At 41.1% G+C, this 18618-nt stretch carries 19 protein-coding genes and 1 pseudogene; 10 read left to right on the top strand and 10 right to left on the bottom strand.

Features of this window, described 5'->3' with window-relative positions; genetic code table 11:
• Positions 1-189: 189 nt before the first annotated feature.
• From BUB11_RS19195 to BUB11_RS19170, 6 genes are all read right to left on the bottom strand, one after another.
• On the bottom strand, positions 190-1632 hold the full coding sequence (locus BUB11_RS19195) for an MATE family efflux transporter (protein ID WP_073031422.1): 1443 nt from the start codon (positions 1630-1632) through the stop codon (positions 190-192).
• 14 nt (positions 1633-1646) lie between these two features.
• Positions 1647-2093 (bottom strand): MarR family winged helix-turn-helix transcriptional regulator, encoded by a 447-nt coding sequence (locus BUB11_RS19190; protein WP_143187663.1) that lies wholly within the window; start codon positions 2091-2093, stop codon positions 1647-1649.
• A 237-nt stretch (positions 2094-2330) separates the two neighbouring features.
• Complete coding sequence (locus BUB11_RS19185) at positions 2331-2885, bottom strand: ferritin-like domain-containing protein (protein ID WP_073031421.1); 555 nt, start codon at positions 2883-2885, stop codon at positions 2331-2333.
• 163 nt (positions 2886-3048) lie between these two features.
• Positions 3049-3849 carry a hypothetical protein gene (locus tag BUB11_RS19180; RefSeq protein ID WP_073031420.1) on the bottom strand — a complete coding sequence of 267 codons (801 nt, stop codon included), beginning with the start codon at positions 3847-3849 and terminating at the stop codon, positions 3049-3051.
• Complete coding sequence (locus BUB11_RS19175; RefSeq protein ID WP_073031419.1) at positions 3843-4541, bottom strand: ABC transporter ATP-binding protein; 699 nt, start codon at positions 4539-4541, stop codon at positions 3843-3845. The genes BUB11_RS19180 and BUB11_RS19175 overlap by 7 nt, the downstream gene beginning before the upstream one ends.
• Positions 4538-4909: a GntR family transcriptional regulator gene (locus tag BUB11_RS19170; RefSeq protein WP_073031418.1), complete on the bottom strand. Its 372-nt coding sequence runs from the start codon at positions 4907-4909 to the stop codon at positions 4538-4540. The genes BUB11_RS19175 and BUB11_RS19170 overlap by 4 nt, the downstream gene beginning before the upstream one ends.
• A 402-nt stretch (positions 4910-5311) precedes the next feature.
• Between BUB11_RS19170 and BUB11_RS19165 the strand changes: the two genes are divergently transcribed.
• Positions 5312-6487, top strand: coding sequence for an AI-2E family transporter (locus tag BUB11_RS19165; RefSeq protein WP_143187662.1), 1176 nt, complete (start codon positions 5312-5314; stop codon positions 6485-6487).
• A 283-nt stretch (positions 6488-6770) separates the two neighbouring features.
• On the opposite strand, the gene BUB11_RS19160 is transcribed toward BUB11_RS19165, so the two are convergent.
• Positions 6771-7499, bottom strand: coding sequence for a GGDEF domain-containing protein (locus BUB11_RS19160; RefSeq protein ID WP_073031417.1), 729 nt, complete (start codon positions 7497-7499; stop codon positions 6771-6773).
• 134 nt (positions 7500-7633) lie between these two features.
• On the opposite strand from BUB11_RS19160, the pseudogene BUB11_RS19155 reads away from it, so the two are divergent.
• Positions 7634-7867 (top strand): annotated as a pseudogene (locus tag BUB11_RS19155) (oxidoreductase); the annotation flags it as partial.
• A 191-nt stretch (positions 7868-8058) separates the two neighbouring features.
• Here BUB11_RS19155 and BUB11_RS19150 read toward each other — a convergent pair.
• Together BUB11_RS19150 and BUB11_RS19145 are read right to left on the bottom strand one after the other, a co-directional pair.
• Complete coding sequence (locus BUB11_RS19150; RefSeq protein WP_242947615.1) at positions 8059-8586, bottom strand: Uma2 family endonuclease; 528 nt, start codon at positions 8584-8586, stop codon at positions 8059-8061.
• A gap of 57 nt (positions 8587-8643) precedes the next feature.
• Complete coding sequence (locus tag BUB11_RS19145) at positions 8644-9870, bottom strand: aminopeptidase (RefSeq protein ID WP_073031412.1); 1227 nt, start codon at positions 9868-9870, stop codon at positions 8644-8646.
• A gap of 168 nt (positions 9871-10038) precedes the next feature.
• On the opposite strand from BUB11_RS19145, the gene BUB11_RS19140 reads away from it, so the two are divergent.
• The 8 genes from BUB11_RS19140 (at position 10039) to BUB11_RS19105 (ending at position 17776) form a co-directional block, all read left to right on the top strand.
• Complete coding sequence (locus BUB11_RS19140; protein WP_073031401.1) at positions 10039-10392, top strand: cupin domain-containing protein; 354 nt, start codon at positions 10039-10041, stop codon at positions 10390-10392.
• Positions 10393-10772: 380 nt separating this feature from the next.
• Complete coding sequence (locus tag BUB11_RS19135; protein ID WP_073031399.1) at positions 10773-12332, top strand: ABC transporter substrate-binding protein; 1560 nt, start codon at positions 10773-10775, stop codon at positions 12330-12332.
• A 13-nt stretch (positions 12333-12345) separates the two neighbouring features.
• Positions 12346-13356 (top strand): ABC transporter permease, encoded by a 1011-nt coding sequence (locus BUB11_RS19130; protein WP_073031396.1) that lies wholly within the window; start codon positions 12346-12348, stop codon positions 13354-13356.
• Positions 13357-13363: 7 nt separating this feature from the next.
• Complete coding sequence (locus BUB11_RS19125) at positions 13364-14203, top strand: ABC transporter permease subunit (RefSeq protein WP_242947614.1); 840 nt, start codon at positions 13364-13366, stop codon at positions 14201-14203.
• Between the two features lie 10 nt (positions 14204-14213).
• Positions 14214-15188: an ABC transporter ATP-binding protein gene (locus BUB11_RS19120; RefSeq protein WP_073031392.1), complete on the top strand. Its 975-nt coding sequence runs from the start codon at positions 14214-14216 to the stop codon at positions 15186-15188.
• Positions 15181-16140, top strand: coding sequence for an ABC transporter ATP-binding protein (locus tag BUB11_RS19115; RefSeq protein WP_073031391.1), 960 nt, complete (start codon positions 15181-15183; stop codon positions 16138-16140). The genes BUB11_RS19120 and BUB11_RS19115 overlap by 8 nt, the downstream gene beginning before the upstream one ends.
• A 128-nt stretch (positions 16141-16268) precedes the next feature.
• Complete coding sequence (locus BUB11_RS19110) at positions 16269-17186, top strand: aminopeptidase (protein WP_073031389.1); 918 nt, start codon at positions 16269-16271, stop codon at positions 17184-17186.
• A 5-nt stretch (positions 17187-17191) separates the two neighbouring features.
• Positions 17192-17776: a helix-turn-helix domain-containing protein gene (locus tag BUB11_RS19105; protein ID WP_073031387.1), complete on the top strand. Its 585-nt coding sequence runs from the start codon at positions 17192-17194 to the stop codon at positions 17774-17776.
• A gap of 61 nt (positions 17777-17837) precedes the next feature.
• Here the strand turns inward: BUB11_RS19105 and BUB11_RS19100 are convergent, their stop codons facing one another.
• Complete coding sequence (locus BUB11_RS19100) at positions 17838-18416, bottom strand: Uma2 family endonuclease (protein WP_073031384.1); 579 nt, start codon at positions 18414-18416, stop codon at positions 17838-17840.
• Positions 18417-18618 lie beyond the last annotated feature (202 nt).

Here is an 18618-nt window from a genome sequence, read left to right as displayed (position 1 = left end):
ATCGGGTCATGGAGATGCAGGCAAGACCGTGGAATAGGGGGAGGTTGTGGAGATTATTCCAGTGATCTGAAACATCGGGTGTGTTCAAGCGCGGCGGACTGCAAAGATTAATACCCTCCTGCGCAAATTTTAACGCAGGAGGGTATTTCCACTTAGACGTGCTGGCTGAGATCGACTTTCAGACAATGCCTAGCTTCGTCCAGTTATAGGGGAGGGTCTATTATCGGTGCCCCCAAAATGGTTTACGGCAGCATGATCCATCTTCTTGTCTTCGCTTGATGCTTGATCATGCCGCATCTTAGCAATGTGTTTCATTTCTAAATAAATCAGGATAGCGGTTAATAGTGTTGCTAATCCATCTGCAATAGGGGCTGTTCTCCAGATGCCGTCGATTCCCCAGAATTTCGGCAAGAATATTAAGAGAGGGATAAACAGTAAAACCTGTCGGGATAGACTGAGTATAATGGAGGGGATTGCTTTTCCCACTGCTTGAAAGTAACTGGAACCAATAATTTGAAAACCAATCAAAGGGCACAACGCAAAATATACAAGCATGGCATCAGCCGTCATTTTCGTAAGTGCCACATCGTTGTTGCTAAACAGTCCCACAATTTGTGTTGGCCATAGATATATAGCTAAAAAGCCAATGATAGAGATCCCTGTACCTGCGATGGCTGCCTTCTGTAAAGTCTCTTTTACTCGGGCATATTGCTTCGCTCCATAATTATAACCAATAATGGGTTGAGCTCCCTGACTAACGCCTACGACAGGCATCAATAGTAACATAGAGACGCTCATAATAATTCCTACGGCAGACAAAGCTAAATCTCCGCCATAGGCGAACAGACTTTTGTTGAGTATTAGATTTTGAAGACTGTTAGCAAGCTGCATAGCAAAAGGTGCGAATCCTATGGCAACGATACTGGTTAGTATTGCGATCTGAGGTTTCATATTTCTCAACCTAATTTTCACTATGCTTCGTCCTGAAAAGAAATAGCTTAATACCAAGAGCGTCGTAACCATCTGACCTGATATTGTTGCTAAAGCTGATCCCTTAATGCCTAAGCCCATTTTAAAGATAAAAATATAGTTTAGCACCACATTGATAAACGTGCCCGTCAGTTGTGTAATCATGGCCAATCTGGGATTGCCTTCTGCTCTTATGAAGTTGTTCATGCCCATACCGAGTGAGCCTAAAACGGAACCCAACATGATGATGTGCGTGAAATCTCTGGCATATGGTAAGACTTCCGGACTGGCACCAAATAGAATCAGAATGGGATCAGAAAAAAGGAGATAGATGATCGATATAATTAGGGGTAAGATAATTAACATCGTTAAGGCGTTGCCGATGATTTTTTCCGCTTCTTCCTTTTTCCGTTCTCCCAGACGTATCGAGATTAACGCAGTAGCCCCAATTCCTATCAGCATCGAAAAGGCCATCATAATAAGCATGATTGGAAAGGCCACAGTAGTCGCCGCAATGGCCAGTGATCCAATTCCGCGGCCAACAAATATTCTGTCAATAATATTATAAAGTGCGTTCACCAGCATACCGACGATGGCTGGCAGAGAGAATTTCCAAAGCAAACTGCCAATGTTCTGTTTTCCCATAGCTAATTCATTACTCATAAATAATCCACCTTCTATAATTTGTTCATAAATTTCACGACGTTCTTTAGGTTGTCTGCAAATTGCTCCATTTCATTGGAATCTACATCGTGAAATAGTTCGTCCATACTTTGGATGTGATTTGCAATAATAATCTCCATCTGTGCTTTTCCGGAATCAGTCAGCAAAACTAAGGACTTTCGACGGTCATTAGCAACATTGCAACGAACAACAAAACCAGACTCTGTCAATTGGTCTATTAATGTGGTTACGCTGCCTTTCTCCATATATAACATCCTAGCAATTTCTGTGGAGGTCAGACTTTTAAACCGATATAACATCATGATGATTTTGGCGTGATTTTTCTTCATTCCAGTTTTACTTTCATTATTTTTTCGAAAGGAATAAAGGAATTTTTCGTGAAACATATCCATAAAGCTAAATAGTAGATCATGTAATTCCCTAGTCTCTGAATAATTCAATCTCTACACCACCTATCTAGTTAGAAATCTAACTGTAAGAATACCAACTGTAAGAATACTAACATAGTTTACTCCGATCATTTAACATCGTCAAGTATAAAATAAAAGTAATTCGGTGTAAAAAAAACAACCCGTGCTAAATTAATTATCAGCTGCGGGAAGGTTTTTAGTTTTATGCAGTTTGAAATTATATTGTTTAAGATTTCAAATATAATGACAAAGGTAAAACCCTAGTTATCATTCAGGAGGTAAATATTGACAACCGCAAAACTTGCGAAGTGCTTGATTGAAGAGGCGGATATGTACTTTTTCATCCAAAATAATTCGCTGAAGTATTGCTTGTATCTGTGAATCTGCAATATAGCAAATATGTTTTTGGTATTCTGAGATTGCTTTATACTCAGCATCAATGTCTGCCTTTAATTGTTCACAAAGATTAGTTCCGTAATAAATGAACTTTCCTGACCAGAAATTGCGATGTGTACTGTTGGAACCCCTAATTAATGGATTTCCCCCAAGCTTTGTTATTGTGTCTGCCAAGATATTCATGTGGTGCATTTCAGTTATTGATACATTTTCTAGTAACTCTCCAAGCTCTTTATCAATTTGCTTAAATAAGAAATAGTGATAAAGGTACTGACTAATGGCAGTGAACTCACTGACTACACCCGCATAGTCATCCATTAGTATTTCAGCATAATTGAGATTAGGACTAAGGACTTTCACCTCGGGATAGGGAGATGGGTCAGAGTATTGCCCTCTTTTATGACTTTTACAATTGATTTCAGTCATTGCATCAACCTCCAGAAACAGAGTTCTTTTTTGTTATATATTCTGAAGGGATTAAAAAATGTCTGTAAGCTTAGAACGGCTTTTAAAAGAAAAGGGCCAGGATTATTTCAATCCTGACCGAGTTCATAATAAAATGTAATACGCAAAAGGCTATCAGTCTGCCTTATTCCAAATTCAGTCGTTTGCTTAAAATAAAATTAGTCACTGCAAAGTAGGCTGCACATAGAAGACCGGTGTAAATGATTCCCAAAGCCATCGCCCATTGAATTGCATGCTGCATGCCGATGAAATCATTGGAAGAGATATGGATATTGGCAAAATAGTCCATTCCAGGGACCAAACTGATAAACTTGAAAAGGATCTGGGAAAGAGTACTGAGGACAATAAATGCTCCGAAGGAGGCTAGCATTTTGTGCTTGCTGAATAAGTGTCCAAGGGCAATTGAGGCGTATAAAATCAAGATGCCTGAAGCTAGGGTTATTAAAAGACCTATAATAATCTCAAACGAGAAAAGGTACATCGAAGCGCCCAAATGTGCAAAAGCTTGGTCATAAAAACTTGCTAATCCCACAGCGATTTTGGTGATGTCTCCTTTTTCGAGAGTTATAATGAAGATCGACATCAAGGCGACGATCACACTGGTCAGCATCCACAGCATAGAAACCAGAAGCTTACTGAAAATATGCTTCCAGGGCTTTACGGGCAGAGTAAGCATCAAATAGCCTTCATCGGAAAGCAGATTTTTATAGAAGCGTTGAATCATCATAATAAAGGTCATGACGAACATCCCTACCATAATGATAATATAGATAGCCATGCTGATGCTTGCGGGGGTGTCCCATTTCTCCGGACCTATTGAATAGATAAATCGTGTGATTCCGGCAAACGTCAGCAAAGCGAGGAATAGTGGCAGAAATATCCTTCCGGTAGCTTTAATTTCGTACTTTAAAAGCTTGCTTAACATTTGAACACCTCCCTGAATAAAGCATCGACAGATTTACCTTTCTCGTCTCGGATATTATCGACAGAAGAGGTCAAAACCACTTGGCCCTGATTGATAAAAACTACGTAATCCAAGATATTCTCTATATCTGAAATCAGGTGGGTCGAGATAATCACCGTTGCATTTTCATTGTAATTGCGGAGAATAGTTTGAAGAATATAATCCCTGGCAGCTGGGTCCACGCCGCCAATAGGTTCATCCAAAAGATAAAGTTCTGCTTCCCGGCTCATAACAAGAATTAACTGCACTTTTTCCTTCGTTCCTTTGGACATAGTTTTCAGCCTGTCATCAGGGTTGATATTGAGAGTTTTAAGCATATCGTAAGCCTTTTCCGGTTTGAAATCATCATAGAAATCGGAGAACAGCTCAATAATTTGGTGTACCCGCATCCAATCATTCAAATAAGTTTTTTCCGGGAGGTAGGATACGATTTTCTTGGTCTCGGTACCTGGTTTCTTACCCCCAATAAGAATATTCCCACTGGTGGGGGTCAAGAGTTCGTTGGCAAGTTTAATGATGGTGCTTTTGCCGCTGCCGTTAGGCCCCAGAAGTCCTACAATTTGCCCGCGCTCTATCTTTAGATTAACGGCAGATACGGCTGTTTTGCTTCCGAATTTTTTGGTGAGGTCGTTACATTCTAAGATAGTGCTCATTTTTTCATCCCCTTTACCATGTTATCAATAATGGTTAAGATCTCCTTTTGCTCAAAGCCCATCAACTGCATTTTTTCAAGGAATTCTGAGATTTGCTCCTGAGCCAACTTAGTTTTTGCCATTTCAACCATTCGTGCATCCTCCGTAATCGACCGACCGCTTGTGCGGTGCGTAATTATCAGGCCATCTTCCTCCAACTTCACCAGAGCCTTCTGCATGGTATTGGGATTTACCGCGGCCTCTTGGGCCATATCCCGTACCGAAGGGAGTTTTGACCCCAAGGGATAAACACCGGAAAATATCATCAGCTCAATTTGTTCAATTAGCTGGGTGTAAATAGGTCTGTCAGATTTTAATTCCCATGGCATTTGTATCACCCCTTGTATTATTGTATTAATAACTTAATACAATAATACACCCTTTGAAGATATTGTCAAGAGCATTAGCAATTATAAAAGCAGTCGGCATGACCCGACTGCTTTTGCTTGAGAAGATTGGTTCACTAATTTGAACATCGTCCAAAAATTCCGCTTCACAAGGATTGCAAAAGCTGAATACAAGAAAAAATCTATTGACCAAAGACCTTCGATAGGTTTTCTTATGCTGTTTTACCAGCTTAGTTATTGTCAATGATATATAAAAAAAGGTATATTTAGATAAGCTTAATAATAGTCAAGTCTTCAATGAAGAATGGACACTTCCAAACGCTGAGTTTTTAATATTCTAGGTATTGCATCACATCATCGATTGCGAAATTATTGGAGGTTAATGTGGATTTAAATTGTAATTGGAATAGGAAATACACTACCATCGCGATGTACAGCTTCATTGTCATTGCTTCCAGTATCCTGTTCTTTCTTGTCATGTCGGGACTGGACAATTTCACCCGAGTATTGGCGGGTTATTTTTCCGCTCTCTACCCATTTATCTACGGGTTCGTTATCGCCTATCTCGTGAACTTCCTTTTAAACTTCTTTAAAAAGCAGCTAGGAAAGATTCCATCTCTGAAAAAAATTAAGGAATCGTGGTTCCATATTTTGTCCCTTTTCCTAGCGTATCTGGTTTCGAGTTTTTTTGTGTATCTTTTCCTGGCCTTTATTTTCCCCCAGCTCGTCGCGAGCATCACCGGGCTTGTCCGGAACATCCCGGAATATGTGCGCTCCACGACGGAATACATCAAGTATCTGTCTGACGATATTCTGCTTCCATCGGAGGTTGTCGATTTCATCAATAAACGCTTGGACGAGCTGGCGATCTTCATTAGTAACGTTGCAGAGGACCTGGTTCCCATAGCGCTTTCCTTCCTTCGAAACACTGCCCTCTCCCTTTGGAACGTATTTCTCGGTATCATCATCTCTATCTACATGTTGGCAGAAAAAGAGCAGTTCATCAGTTTGGCGAAGAAACTCAACTATAGTGTTTTCAACGTGAAGAATGCAGATAAAGTCCTTGAGATTTTGAGACGCACCCAAATAATCTTCAGCAGATTTCTTGGCGGCAAAATCCTCGACTCCTTGATTATCGGATTATTAGCCTTTATCATCCTCACCATCGTGGATATGCCTTACACCTTGCTGGTTACTTTCATCATTACGGTTACTAACATCATCCCTTTCTTCGGTCCCTTCATCGGAGCTGTTCCTTCAGTGATCATCATCTTCTTTGAATCGCCGATCATGGCCTTTTGGTTCCTTATCATCATCTTTATCTTGCAGCAACTGGACGGGAATGTCATCGGACCGAAAATCCTTGGAGACTCCTTGGGCATCTCTTCTTTTTGGATTCTCTTTGCAATCCTAATAGGGGGTAAATTCTTCGGATTCATCGGACTGATTATCGGTGTGCCGCTCTTTGTGCTTATCTATTCCATCATCAAAGAGATTGTGGAAGCGCGCTTGAAAGCCAAGGGACTACCGGTGGAAACGAAAGACTATCTGGACAAATAGAAGTACTTTAGTTCTCAGCTTAGAAAGTTCTCTAAGCAGTGAACTCGTTCAGTAAAACTGCAGATCGAGACTTCAGTGACGTAAGTCTCCAGTACGATGATCCCCACTGGAGATTATCGTCACCGAAGTAGAATAAGGAACACCCACTTGAAGAAGTGGGTGTCTCGGAATTGATAAAGAAATAATTAAACCAGCAAAGGCTGTTGCTTGGGGTCCTGATCGATTGCAGGATCTAAGCAACAGCCTTTGTTTTTTATACGGATTCACCTAGCACGGTCAACTCCTAGGCACAATACTCTTCATTCCATCTGACAACAGTATTTTTCGATGCTTTAGCTCGATACATTGCTTTGTCGGCTAGGTTAACGAAGAGGTCTAACGGATTTAACTCATTGGTTTTCGTTTGCATAACTTTGGACAAATTTATGTAGGACACCACACCAGAACTGAAAGTTATCTGCCTTGAGTTAATTTGTGGACCGAAATCATAGGATTCAATAATGGTTCTGATTCTTTCCAGTAGTGCATATGCCCCTTGCATACTAGTGTGCGGCATTACGATAGCAAACTCCTCACCGCCCCACCTGACTACAGAATCTGTTCCTCGAGTATTTTGTTTTAATATTTCAGCCAGTTTCTTTAAAACAGTATCTCCAGCAATGTGACCAAAGGTATCATTTATTTGCTTGAAGTTGTCTAGGTCCAGCATCGCTAGACATAAGTCTTTGCTTCGTGTACGGGTCATTTCATTTTTGAGGGTGTTATAAAACATATTTTTATTTCCTAATCCGGTGAGAGTATCCCTGTATCCGTTGATGAATAATCTGCGAATTATTAACCCCAAAAGCCATCCGTTGACAACAAGGATGACAGTGATCATAACAAATAAATTTAAGTGTAATGCTGTTGGAAGAAATGTATATATCAAACATATCAAAACTCCTATACAACCGCCAAGTACAGCCAAAATTGTATGCGGGGAATTTTGTAAAACATTTATAGTTTTAGCCATCGCAAGAATGCACCTTCCTTTAAATGGGCTATTTTGCCTTTATCGCAGATATATGCTAGATGATGACGAATAATGACGTTTCCTTTCACTTAAGAATACGGAAACTGTTAGAATTTTATGGGGGTGCACCCTATATTTCTGGGGGCTTTTCAGGATTTATAGTACCGGGATTAACCGAGCAAGGATATTTTGCTCCAATTAGTCAGGCTATTAAAGAAGTTGTGTCCATCCCGGTTATTTTAACTGGCGGTATAACAGAACCAGAGGCGGCCGAACGGCTTTTAGCTGAGAAAAAGGCAGATTTAATCGGGGTAGGAAGTGCCATATTAGCCGATTCACTTTGGGCTAAGAGGGCCATGGAACTTTGATAAATGAATAAATATAAAAAATAAATTAAGGGGTCTGTTCATACGAAATGAACAGACCCCTTAATCAATTCCGAGACTCCCACTTCTTTAAGTGGGTGTTCCGATTTCTACTTCGGTGGGGGTAGAATCCCCTACCGAAGTCCCGATGTTCAGCTTTAGCTGAACGAGTTCACTTGCTTGCTCAAAGAACCTTAGTCAAATATATTGCGTAAGTCAATTGCTAAGTCATCAAATATCCCAGCTATTATTGTTTCGTCTTTCCCGTACACTTCTGGTTCAGTAAATACATTCTTAGAAAATTTATAAACTTCCACGATCTTATTAAATGGATCGACTATCCAGTATTCGCGTACTCCTGACAATCGATAGCGTCTTAATTTGACTCGCTTGTCTTTTAACGCTGTTGACGGACTCAATACCTCAACCACAAGGTCTGGAACCCCGACACAGCCTTTTTGATGTATCTTTGATTGATCACATACCATAGTTATATCAGGTTCAACGTAGTTGTCATTTTCATCATCCAACCATACCCCAAAAGGGGCAGGAAAGGCCTTGCACTGTTTACCTTTTAGATATGTATAAAATTCACCATATAAATTCCCTACAATAGCTTGGTGTTGGGATGAGGGAGGTGGTGTCATATCGTAAATTACACTATCAATACGTTCCCATCGTTTGAACTCGAATTCCAATGGTATTTCTTCCAAATAAAACACTTCCTTTGTAAAATTATACCATGGTTCAATTTCTTTTAAAAGGCGATGAGAAAGTGACTAAGCAAAGTTGCCGTTTCTAAAGATGGGAATTGAGTTGCCGTCTGAAGTCATCCCTGAGATTTCCAGATCGCTTGTTCCGATCATAAAGTCTACATGCACCAGAGATTCGTTGATTCCCAGTTTCGGAAAGTCTTCTGGGGTTAAATCCGCGCTATTTTTCATACATACGGGATAGGCCTTTCCTAATGCTAAATGGCAGGAGGCATTTTCATCGAAGAGAGTATTGAAAAACAAGATATTGGAATTTGAGATGGGAGAATCATAGGGTACCAAAGCGACCTCACCGAGAAAATGGGAGCCTTCATCGGTCTCAATAATTGTCTTTAGCGTCTCACACCCTTTTTCTGCACTAAAATCGACAATCTTACCGTCTTTAAATGTCATAGAAAAATTCTCAATAAGGTTTCCATTGTAGTTTAGAGGCAACGAACTGACGACTTTGCCATTCACGCCTGTTTTCTTAGGTAACGTAAATACCTCTTCTGTAGGCATGTTAGCAATAAACTCAATACCATCAGGAGTAAATTCTGAACCGCCCAGCCAGATGTGATTTTCAGGAAGCTCAATTATTAAATCAGTTCCTAAGGAATTTTTGTAATGAAGAGACGTTAAGGCAAGCGAATTCAAAAAATCCATTCTTGTTTTAAGATTAGCTTTATGTTTTTCCCAAGAATCGATAGGATTCTCGGTGTCGGCACGTACCGTTTTTAGGATGACATCCCAGAGCTTTTCAATTGACTCTTCCTCAGAAAGGTGTGGAAAGACTTTCTTGGACCAAGATGCTGTCGGTATCGAGACAACACACCAGGTATTTTTGTTGCTCATGAGCCGATCCCGATAATCTTTGAGGGCGGTATTGCTTGCTTTTTGGGACTTGGTGATTCTTTCCGGACTGACATCTTTCATTAGCTCAGGGTCTGAAGCAGCTATGCTTAAGAAAGCAGCTCCTTGATGTACGTAGGAAAGGTAAAATTCCTTTTGCCACTCTGGAAATTCTTCAAAAATCTCTTCTGGAGCATGGAGATAGCGGATCTTTGAGAATAATTCATCCCTCCACTGAATCACAACATCCCTTGCGCCTTCTTGATAAGCTTTTTGAGCGACCAAGCGCGTAAATGATGCGCATTCGATAGGAGCAGAAATAACAAGCGTTTGATTGTCTTGGAGGTTTATACCTGTTTTTACAATGAGATGGGCATATTTTTCCAGTAAATTGTTATTCATATAGACTCCTTTAATTAGCTTTAATTGAAACCTAAATTTGGAAAAAATTATATCATAAAGTTTCAGGTAAATACAAACAGTCATTACTGCAGTGATTTCGTGAGAACGAAGATATTAACCGCTGATTATGATATAATTTCTCTAAATTTATTATAAAGGAGCAAGAATATGATAAAACATTCAAAGGATTTAAGGACAGATAGAGTCTCTAACTTCCGTGGAGGGAAAGGTGAAATTCAAATGACACACTTTCTTGAAACAGAAAAGAATGAATTTAATGCTAAAGGTCGGTTATTTGCTAAAAATGTCTTAAAACCTGGGACCTCCATTGGTTATCATGAACATGTAGGAGATACTGAAACCTATGTCATTCTAAGTGGAGAAGGCCTAATCAATGATAACGGAGATCAAAAACCGGTTAAACCCGGAGATGTAATCATTACTAAAAATGGAGAAAGCCATTCGCTTGAAAATACAGGGACAGTTGATTTAGAGGTTATGGCCTTAATCCTATTCGACTGAACAATCTTCGTGGGTTATACATGATTGGGGCGTTTGAGAAGCATTGAAAGATATTTTGTATACATCTGAGTAATCTATTGACACTTGTACAAGCCGCGAATACAATTGAGTAAAAATTACAGCTTTGAAGAGCAACGGGGCTCAAGACTTAAACTTTACAGTTTTTTTCTTGGGCCTCGTTTTTTAATAAAGAAATTAACTTTGAGAAACTCCTAAAGGTATAAGTATGAGAATTTTCTTCACTCTCATTAAAAAAAATTTAACGGTATTTAATCTTGATGAGGTTTTAATTAGGTAGTTTTATAGAGGGGGTGAGCAGCTTTATCTTTATATCAACTTAGGGAACATATTTGATTAATATTTAGAAGGAGGAGAGAAAAATGAGAAGAGTATTGGTTCTAATTATTAGTATCCTAGTCCTGACTAGTTTAGCAGGGTGTGCAAAGTCAGCTAATGCACCTCAAGAGTCTTCAACCACCCAGGATAAAAGCTTGGTGATAGCGACTGCAGCCGATTTGGGAACGATTGATCCGGCTGTGGCTATGGACAATTCAGCCTGGAAAATTAGTTATCCGGCTTACGAGCGCCTTGTTAACTTCAAAGGAAGCAGTACTGAGGTCGAGCCTGGTTTAGCGAAGTCCTGGAGTATTTCTCCGGACGGGTTAACTTGGACATTTATTTTACAAGAAAATCATAAATTTGCAGATGGTACTTCTCTGGATGCTGCAGCCGTCAAATATTCTTTTGATAGGTTAATGAAAATAAAAAAAGGACCCTCTGACGCATTTCCCAGTTTAGAAAGCGTGACAGTGGTTGATCCACATACTGTTGTATTTAAACTGAAAACAGTCTTTCCAGCCTTTCTTTCGACCTTGGCAACAAATGGTGGAGGCATAGTAAACCCTGCTGTTATGAAGGAAGAGAAAGACGGTGACTTGGGACAAAGCTGGTTAGCTAATCACACTGCTGGCAGTGGCCCCTATGTTTTGTCAGAGTGGATTCCTGAACAGTCGCTTAAACTAACAGCCAATCCCAATTACTCAGGGGAGAAACCAAATTTGGCTACAATTAATGTAAAGATTATCAAAGATCCCTCTTCCCAGCGCATGGCCTTGGAAAAAGGGGATGTTGATATTGCAGAAAATATTCCAGTGGATCAGCTTAAAGAGTTAAAGAGTAATCAAGATTTAGTTGTCTTTAATACCCCGAGCCTGATGGTTGATTATGTGTACTTAAATACGCAAAAACCTGGCCTTAATAACCCTAAAGTCCGACAAGCAATTTCTTATGCTATAGACTATCAAGGCATCATTTCAAGTGTTTGGCAGGGAAATGCCACTCAAATGCGTGGCCCTGTTCCGCAGGGGCTGTGGGGTTATCAGTTTGACCTGTTCCAATATACCAAAAACGTTGAAAAGGCTAAGTCTTTATTGCAGGAAGCCGGTGTTAAAGACTTGACACTTAATTTTATGTATTCCGATAACAAAGCTTGGTGGGAGCAAGAGGCCCAAATTATCCAAAATAATCTTTCTGAGATCGGGATTAAAGTCAATTTGCAAAAAATCGCTTATGCTGCTCAACGGGAAAAAATTGATGCAGGGGATTTCGATCTGACACTGGGTGTCTGGAGTCCTGATTATGCGGATCCTTATATGTTTATGAATTATTGGTTTGACTCTGACAATTTCGGCTTAGCTGGCAATCGTGCCTTCTACAAAAATGACCAAGTCGATCAACTTGTCCGTAAAGCAGCCAGTGTCAATGATCAAGCGCAGAGAACCGACTTATATAAACAGGCTCAGGAGCTTATTGTGCAGGATGCGCCTTATGTTTTCTTAGTTCAGAAAAACTATCAATTACCTATGCGAAAATCCGTACAAGGTTTTGTCTTCAATCCTATGCTTCAGGATATGTATAATTTCGAAATGATGAACAAGTAAATGGGGTAATAAAATGAGTGGCCTTAAATCAGCAGTCAAACGAATGAGCCAACTCCTTATTGTTCTTCTAGGGGTTTCACTTGTAACTTTTCTTGTTTCGCATGTCGTGCCGGGTGATCCGGCACGCATGCTGCTTGGACAAAGAGCAGACGCCCAAACCTTGGAAAACCTGCGACATGTTATGGGGCTTGATAAACCAGTTTGGCTCCAATACTTTGACTATTTGGGAGGGTTATTACAAGGGGATTTAGGAATCTCTATCCGTAGCCAACGACCTGTTCTAAGCGAACTTTTGACCTATTTTCCCGCAACCATTGAATTAACACTCTTTGCCATGGGATTTGCAGTGATTAGTGGAGTAGGACTCGGCTTGCTATCTGCAGCCTACCGAGATACTCCCATTGATCATGGCACCCGAGTTCTGGCGATTTTAGGGGTCTCGACACCGTTGTTTTGGCTGGGTTTGATGGTCTTGCTGTTATTTTACAAGCATCTGGGTTGGCTGCCCGGGTCCGGCAGACTGGACTCTTTTATTAATCCGCCTACCCAAATAACCGGGCTTTACGTGTTAGACAGTATCCTGACGGGAGACTGGGTTGCCCTCAAAAGCAGTATCTTGCATTTGGTTTTACCAACCATTTGTTTAGGTTATATTCAACTGGCTACAATTGCTCGCTTAGTGAGGGCCAGTATGATCGAGGTGCTTGAGCAAGACTACATTAAGACAGCACTTGCCAATGGGATTCCTCGTTATCGAATTATTTATCGGCATGCTTTGCGAAATGCTTTAATACCCACGGTGACCTTGATCGGTTTAACCTTTGGTGAGCTCTTGGGGGGAGCTATTTTAACGGAAACAATTTTTACTTGGCCCGGTATGGGTAAATATGTGGTAGATTCTATTTCCTTTCTTGATTTTCCAGCTATTATGGGTTTCACAATTTTAGTAGCTACCATTTACGTCATAATTAATATGGTAGTTGACCTGCTGTATCCTATCCTAGATCCGCAGATTAAGGGGTGAACTAACGTTGGCTCAGTTTAGATATCTTAGGTATTTTACAAAGCGTTACCCCTTGACCGTAACAGGCGCAGTCATTATTTTTTTGGTAGTAATGGTTTCTCTGGCAGCTCCGTTAGTTTCACCGCATAACCCCTATACATTGAACTTGACAGACCGTTTGAAACCTCCGGGCAGCATTTATCTTTTGGGGACGGATGAGCTGGGGCGTGACATACTGAGTCGGATAATTTATGGGGCAAGGCTTTCTCTATTAGCTGGTGTAGGGATTGTTGGTATTGCAGGGCTGTTTGGTATAGTCATAGGGAGTGTTTCAGGATTACTAGGGGGTAAAGTTGATCAAGCAGTTATGCGTCTTATGGATATCATGTTAGCCTTTCCAAGCTTGGTCTTGGCTCTAGCCTTATCTGCTGCCTTAGGAGCTAATTTTCGCAATAGTATTCTGGCCATTGCGATTGTAAAAATCCCGGTTTATGTTCGTTTGGTCCGTGGACAGGCTCTGTCCATCAAAGAAAGGCAATTTGTTAAGGCAGCTCAAACCTTTGGCGCGCCTAAAGTTTGGATCATAAGTCGTCATATTATACCTAATTGTTTAGCTCCGGTTGTTGTGCAAGCAACACTAGGGATTGGGGAAGCTATCTTGATTGCTGCGACGCTGTCCTTTATTGGTTTGGGGGCTCAACCACCGGCAGCGGAGTGGGGAGCCATGGTGAGTATGGGTAGAATCTACTTGCTTGATCAATGGTGGTATGCGTCTTTCCCAGGCATCGCTATATTCATTACGGTCATAGGGTTTAATCTATTTGGAGATGGGGTTCGAGATATGCTTGATCCGCGTTTCCGTAATTAGGGGGAAAGTCATGGAACCTCTTCTGAAAATTAGTGATCTTCATGTTGGCTTTCTCAATTATGCTGGAGTAGCCCGAGTCCTAAATGGGATTGATTTAGAGCTTTTTCCCGGAGAGTTTTTAGGATTAGTGGGTGAGTCGGGTTCAGGGAAATCTCTTACAGCCAACGCTGTGCTTGGATTACTGCCTGCAAGGAGCGCTGTGATCTCTAAGGGTTCAATTATGTTCGAAGGGAAGGAATTGATTGGGAGATCGGAGAAAGAGTTCCAAGGCCTAAGAGGCAAAAAGATTTCCATGGTTTTTCAGGAGCCCATGAATGCCTTGAATCCTTCCTATAAAATTGGTAAACAAATGGTGGAAATCCTCAAATTGCATAAAGGGTTATCTAATAAGGAAGCGAAGGCGGAAGCGGTTCGCTGGTTAACACAGGTTCATATACAAAATCCAGAGAAAGTTGTAAAGGAGTATCCCTACGAGTTAAGCGGCGGCATGAGGCAAAGAGTCCTTTTAGCCATGGCGCTTAGCTGCGGCTCACAACTTTTGCTGGCAGACGAGCCTACAACCGCACTTGATGTTACCATCCAAGCCCAGATTTTAAGGCTCATGAAGGAGACTGCTGATCAACTTGGGACCTCGGTGCTTTTAATAACTCACGACTTAGCTGTGGTGGCGCAAACCTGTCAGCGAGTTGCGGTAATGTACTGTGGTAATATTGTAGAGATTGGCCCAGTGACCAAAGTTTTACACGAACCGTGTCATCCTTATACGAAAGCTCTCTTAAAAGCCTTACCTAATCCCGATCACTCTGAAACAGAGCTGCAATCTATCCCGGGGAGCGTACCAAACTTATTAACTCCCCCAGCCGGATGTCGATTCCACCCACGGTGTGATTTAGTTGAAAAGACCTGCATGGAGCTTCGGCCACAGTTGACAACAGTTTCTGAAAATCATTATGTAGCCTGCTGGAGGGAGGAAGATCATGTTTAAGCCGCTTCTTTCCTTACAAAGGGTGGGAAAGGAGTTTCCTGCTCGCGGATCTGGAAAAGGGTTATCTTATAAAGCCGTCAATGAAGTATCCTTGGATATCTATCCCGGTGAGACGGTGGGTTTAGTGGGTGAATCCGGTTGTGGAAAAAGCACCTTAGGATATTTGGTGCTTAATCTCTTAGATTTAACCAGTGGAGAGATCCTGTTTGAGGGTCAAAGTTTAGCAAATCTCAACAAGGCCCAGCAGCGAGCTTTAAAATCACAAATTCAAATTGTCTTTCAAGATCCGCAATCTTCGCTGAACCCGAGATTTAAAATCGAACAGATTGTCGAAGAACCTTTACGCTTAAATGGATGGCGGGATAAACAAAAGAGGAAGGAAAGGGTAAGGCAACTTCTAGATAAAGTAGGATTAGGGGAGGAATACTTAGGCAGGTTTCCCCATGAACTGAGTGGAGGTCAGCGCCAACGTGTGGCTATCGCCCGGGCGATCTCTCTAAATCCAAAACTTATCGTCCTTGATGAACCCACCTCAGCCTTAGATGTATCAGTGCAAGCCCAAATTCTCAACTTGCTTAAAGAATTGCAAAGAGATTTAAATTTAGCATTTTTATTTATTTCGCACAATCTGGCCGTTGTCAGGCATTTAAGCAATAAAGTTGCAGTTATGTATTATGGCAGAATTATTGAGTTAGCTGACACAAATGAGTTATTTAATAATCCTCTCCATCCTTATACTAAAGTTCTTCTGCAATCTATACCCAATATTAATCCGGAAAAACCCCTTCTTGTTGAACTTGAGGGTGAAATGCCGACTCCGCATAAGTCTCCCTTAGGATGCAGTTTCCATTCTCGGTGCAGCTATGCTAATGATCTGTGTCGTGAAGCAGGTTCGGAATTGCAACTTATTAAAGAGGGGCACTGGGTTTCTTGCACTAGACAGAAAGTATAATTTTTGTTACATACTTTCTGAAGCATAAGTGCAACTAAGGCTGCCGCCTGCGCCTGTGGCTTGGTGCCAGCCAAGTTTTCTTTACAATGCAATGAGTCGGGGAGAAAAGAATAAAGGGGATGTATAGGTTGCCAAAAGTTGGACAACGTATCTTGGAATCATTGGCTAAAAAACAACCAATCGAAAATTTGTTGCTGCTAACCGATAATCTAAGGTTTGGATATAAACTTAAAGAATTACTTAATATCACCTGTCCAATCTTATCCGTTCCCTTAAATATTTCTGTAATATATTTAGCCTCATCTCCAGAGATCTGTCGAGCTACCCATATCATTGAATTATACAGTCCGACTTTAGAAAACTCTATTTACTTAAAGGAATTGCGACAAGAGCTATTTGATCAGGGAAAACTTGTTTTGGCACTTTGGAACTGGGATGAACGGTATTTGGAAGATGACTTCTGGGGAGATTTGGAGTATCCGGTAATTTCCACTGCGACAGAGTCCTTAAAGAAGAAACTGTCTTCCGTTAAAAAAGTGAAGATTACTTCGGAATTGGGAACGGATATTAGCTTTTCAATCGAAGGACGGCGCTGGATTACAGCAGACGGATATTGTGAGCCAGGCAAATTAGCCCAACTGCCGGATGGAGAAATCTATACCTGTCCAATCGAAGAGACATTTTCAGGTCAAATTGTTGTCGATGGCACCGTATCACGGCTTTGGCTGCCAAGCGAACCCTTGAAGTTAGAGTTTGAGGCAGGGGTGTTAGTCGCTGGAAGTCATGAATTCATTAACCGAATTAGACTTTATGCCGGTGGGGTCTGTAATATCGGCGAATTTGCAATTGGGATGAATCCAACTATAAATAAACCCTACAACAATATTTCGACAGATGAAAAGGAAGGCGGCAGCGTCCATTTTGCTATTGGGGACAGTTACAATCTGGGCTTAACAAAGTCCATCTATCATGTGGATTTTGTTATTCGAAAACCCAAAATATATTTGGATGATCACCTTTTGCAACACTATCTTCCGGGAGCGTAGAGAATATGAATGATTTATCAAACTTGCCTGAGGGAATTCCCATCAAAGATATGGGAAGAAAAATTCGCAATTTCCGTCATGAAAAAGAACTGACAGTTGAGGCTTTGGCCAACAAATGTAACCTAAGCCCCAGTTTGATCAGTCAGATAGAGCGCGGTCTTTCCACTCCTTCCTTAGATTCACTTTGGAAGATTACCCACGCTTTAGGGATATCTCTGATTGAATTATTTGAAGAAAGTTCAAATGAGCGGGTTATTGTGATTCCACGTGAAGAGCAAAAAGTTATGATATTGCCTAAATCCAATGTGACCTATCGTCTTCTTTCGCCGGTTAATAATCAGACTAAGTTAGAGTTCCTTTCAATTGTCTTAGAGCCGGGGACTTCAACCTATAGAGATTTAGTGGCACACAAAGGAGAAGAATGCGGAGTTGTTGTTCATGGGGAGATGACGGTAGTGGCTGGAAGCAAGGAATATTTGTTGAGGGAAGGGGACAGTATTTACTTAGACAGCACAATTCCCCATCGCTTTTTTAATCACGGAGATCAGGTTGCCATAGGAATCTGGGCCATGACTCCGGCTTCTTTTTAGTATGGATAAGAGCGTATATAAAAACCACTGACGCAGATGTCAGTGGTTTTTATGTTTCTGTCTAGGCAAAGACTTCTGAAAGTTCTATTGTCAGATCTTCGAATATACCAACCTTAATTGAATCTTGCTCGGTGTACACTTCCGGTCTGCTGTATTTACCCTCCTGGGTAAGATGAAATACAGATAGGGTATTTTCCTCCGGGTAAACAATCCAGTACTCACGAACGCCTACTTTTTCGTACAAAATAAATTTTTTCTTCAGGTCCTTTTGAAAAGTGGAGGGAGAAGTAATCTCCACAACCAGGTCCGGACTGCCCTTGCAGCCTCGATGGTCTAATTTGCTCGTATCACATACTATCACTAAATCCGGTTGAACCACAGTTGAAGTTTGTTCGTCGCTCTCTTGCAGCTGGGGTAAGCGGACATCGAAAGGGGCTGCATAAACTCGGCAAGTTTTACCTTTTAAATAGTTATTAAATAGAGTAAGTAACTGTCCGGAAATTTCCTGATGCTTGCGCGAAGGGGCTGGAGTCATATTGTAAGCCCGTCCATTAAGCAATTCCCAGCGCTCACTTTCCGGCCAAGTAAGGTAATCCTGGTACGTGTACAATTGTTCAGAGCGCTGAGCAGTATCACTCAAGGATTAAACCTCCTTCTGATTCCAGTTATTCCCTGTCAATATGGTAACACATCGTTCTTGTTGGGACAAGGACTATTTATACTTGAGATCCTATCGCTCCGGTCATATGATTTGATCAATCCGTCTAAATACAGGTTATTGCCTCAGGACTGCAAAGTTAAACATGGTCTTAAGGGTTGAAAGAGTCTCGAATGACCTCGTA

Source organism: Desulfosporosinus lacus DSM 15449 (assembly GCF_900129935.1).
Taxonomy (GTDB): Bacteria; Bacillota; Desulfitobacteriia; order Desulfitobacteriales; family Desulfitobacteriaceae; genus Desulfosporosinus; species Desulfosporosinus lacus.
The sequence above is the reverse complement of the archived record's forward strand: the minus strand, read 5'-3'. Positions and strand labels throughout refer to the sequence as shown.

Excerpts from the sequence above, each read along its gene's own strand:
- BUB11_RS19195 (WP_073031422.1), bottom strand. The coding sequence starts at position 1,632 with ATGAGTAATGAATTAGCTATGGGAAAACAGAACATTGGCAGTTTGCTT.
- BUB11_RS19185 (WP_073031421.1), bottom strand. The coding sequence starts at position 2,885 with ATGACTGAAATCAATTGTAAAAGTCATAAAAGAGGGCAATACTCTGAC.
- BUB11_RS19180 (WP_073031420.1), bottom strand. The coding sequence starts at position 3,849 with ATGTTAAGCAAGCTTTTAAAGTACGAAATTAAAGCTACCGGAAGGATA.
- BUB11_RS19175 (WP_073031419.1), bottom strand. The coding sequence starts at position 4,541 with ATGAGCACTATCTTAGAATGTAACGACCTCACCAAAAAATTCGGAAGC.
- BUB11_RS19170 (WP_073031418.1), bottom strand. The coding sequence starts at position 4,909 with ATGCCATGGGAATTAAAATCTGACAGACCTATTTACACCCAGCTAATT.
- BUB11_RS19160 (WP_073031417.1), bottom strand. The coding sequence starts at position 7,499 with ATGGCTAAAACTATAAATGTTTTACAAAATTCCCCGCATACAATTTTG.
- BUB11_RS19145 (WP_073031412.1), bottom strand. The coding sequence starts at position 9,870 with ATGAATAACAATTTACTGGAAAAATATGCCCATCTCATTGTAAAAACA.
- BUB11_RS19140 (WP_073031401.1), top strand. The coding sequence starts at position 10,039 with ATGATAAAACATTCAAAGGATTTAAGGACAGATAGAGTCTCTAACTTC.
- BUB11_RS19135 (WP_073031399.1), top strand. The coding sequence starts at position 10,773 with ATGAGAAGAGTATTGGTTCTAATTATTAGTATCCTAGTCCTGACTAGT.
- BUB11_RS19130 (WP_073031396.1), top strand. The coding sequence starts at position 12,346 with ATGAGTGGCCTTAAATCAGCAGTCAAACGAATGAGCCAACTCCTTATT.
- BUB11_RS19120 (WP_073031392.1), top strand. The coding sequence starts at position 14,214 with ATGGAACCTCTTCTGAAAATTAGTGATCTTCATGTTGGCTTTCTCAAT.
- BUB11_RS19115 (WP_073031391.1), top strand. The coding sequence starts at position 15,181 with ATGTTTAAGCCGCTTCTTTCCTTACAAAGGGTGGGAAAGGAGTTTCCT.
- BUB11_RS19105 (WP_073031387.1), top strand. The coding sequence starts at position 17,192 with ATGAATGATTTATCAAACTTGCCTGAGGGAATTCCCATCAAAGATATG.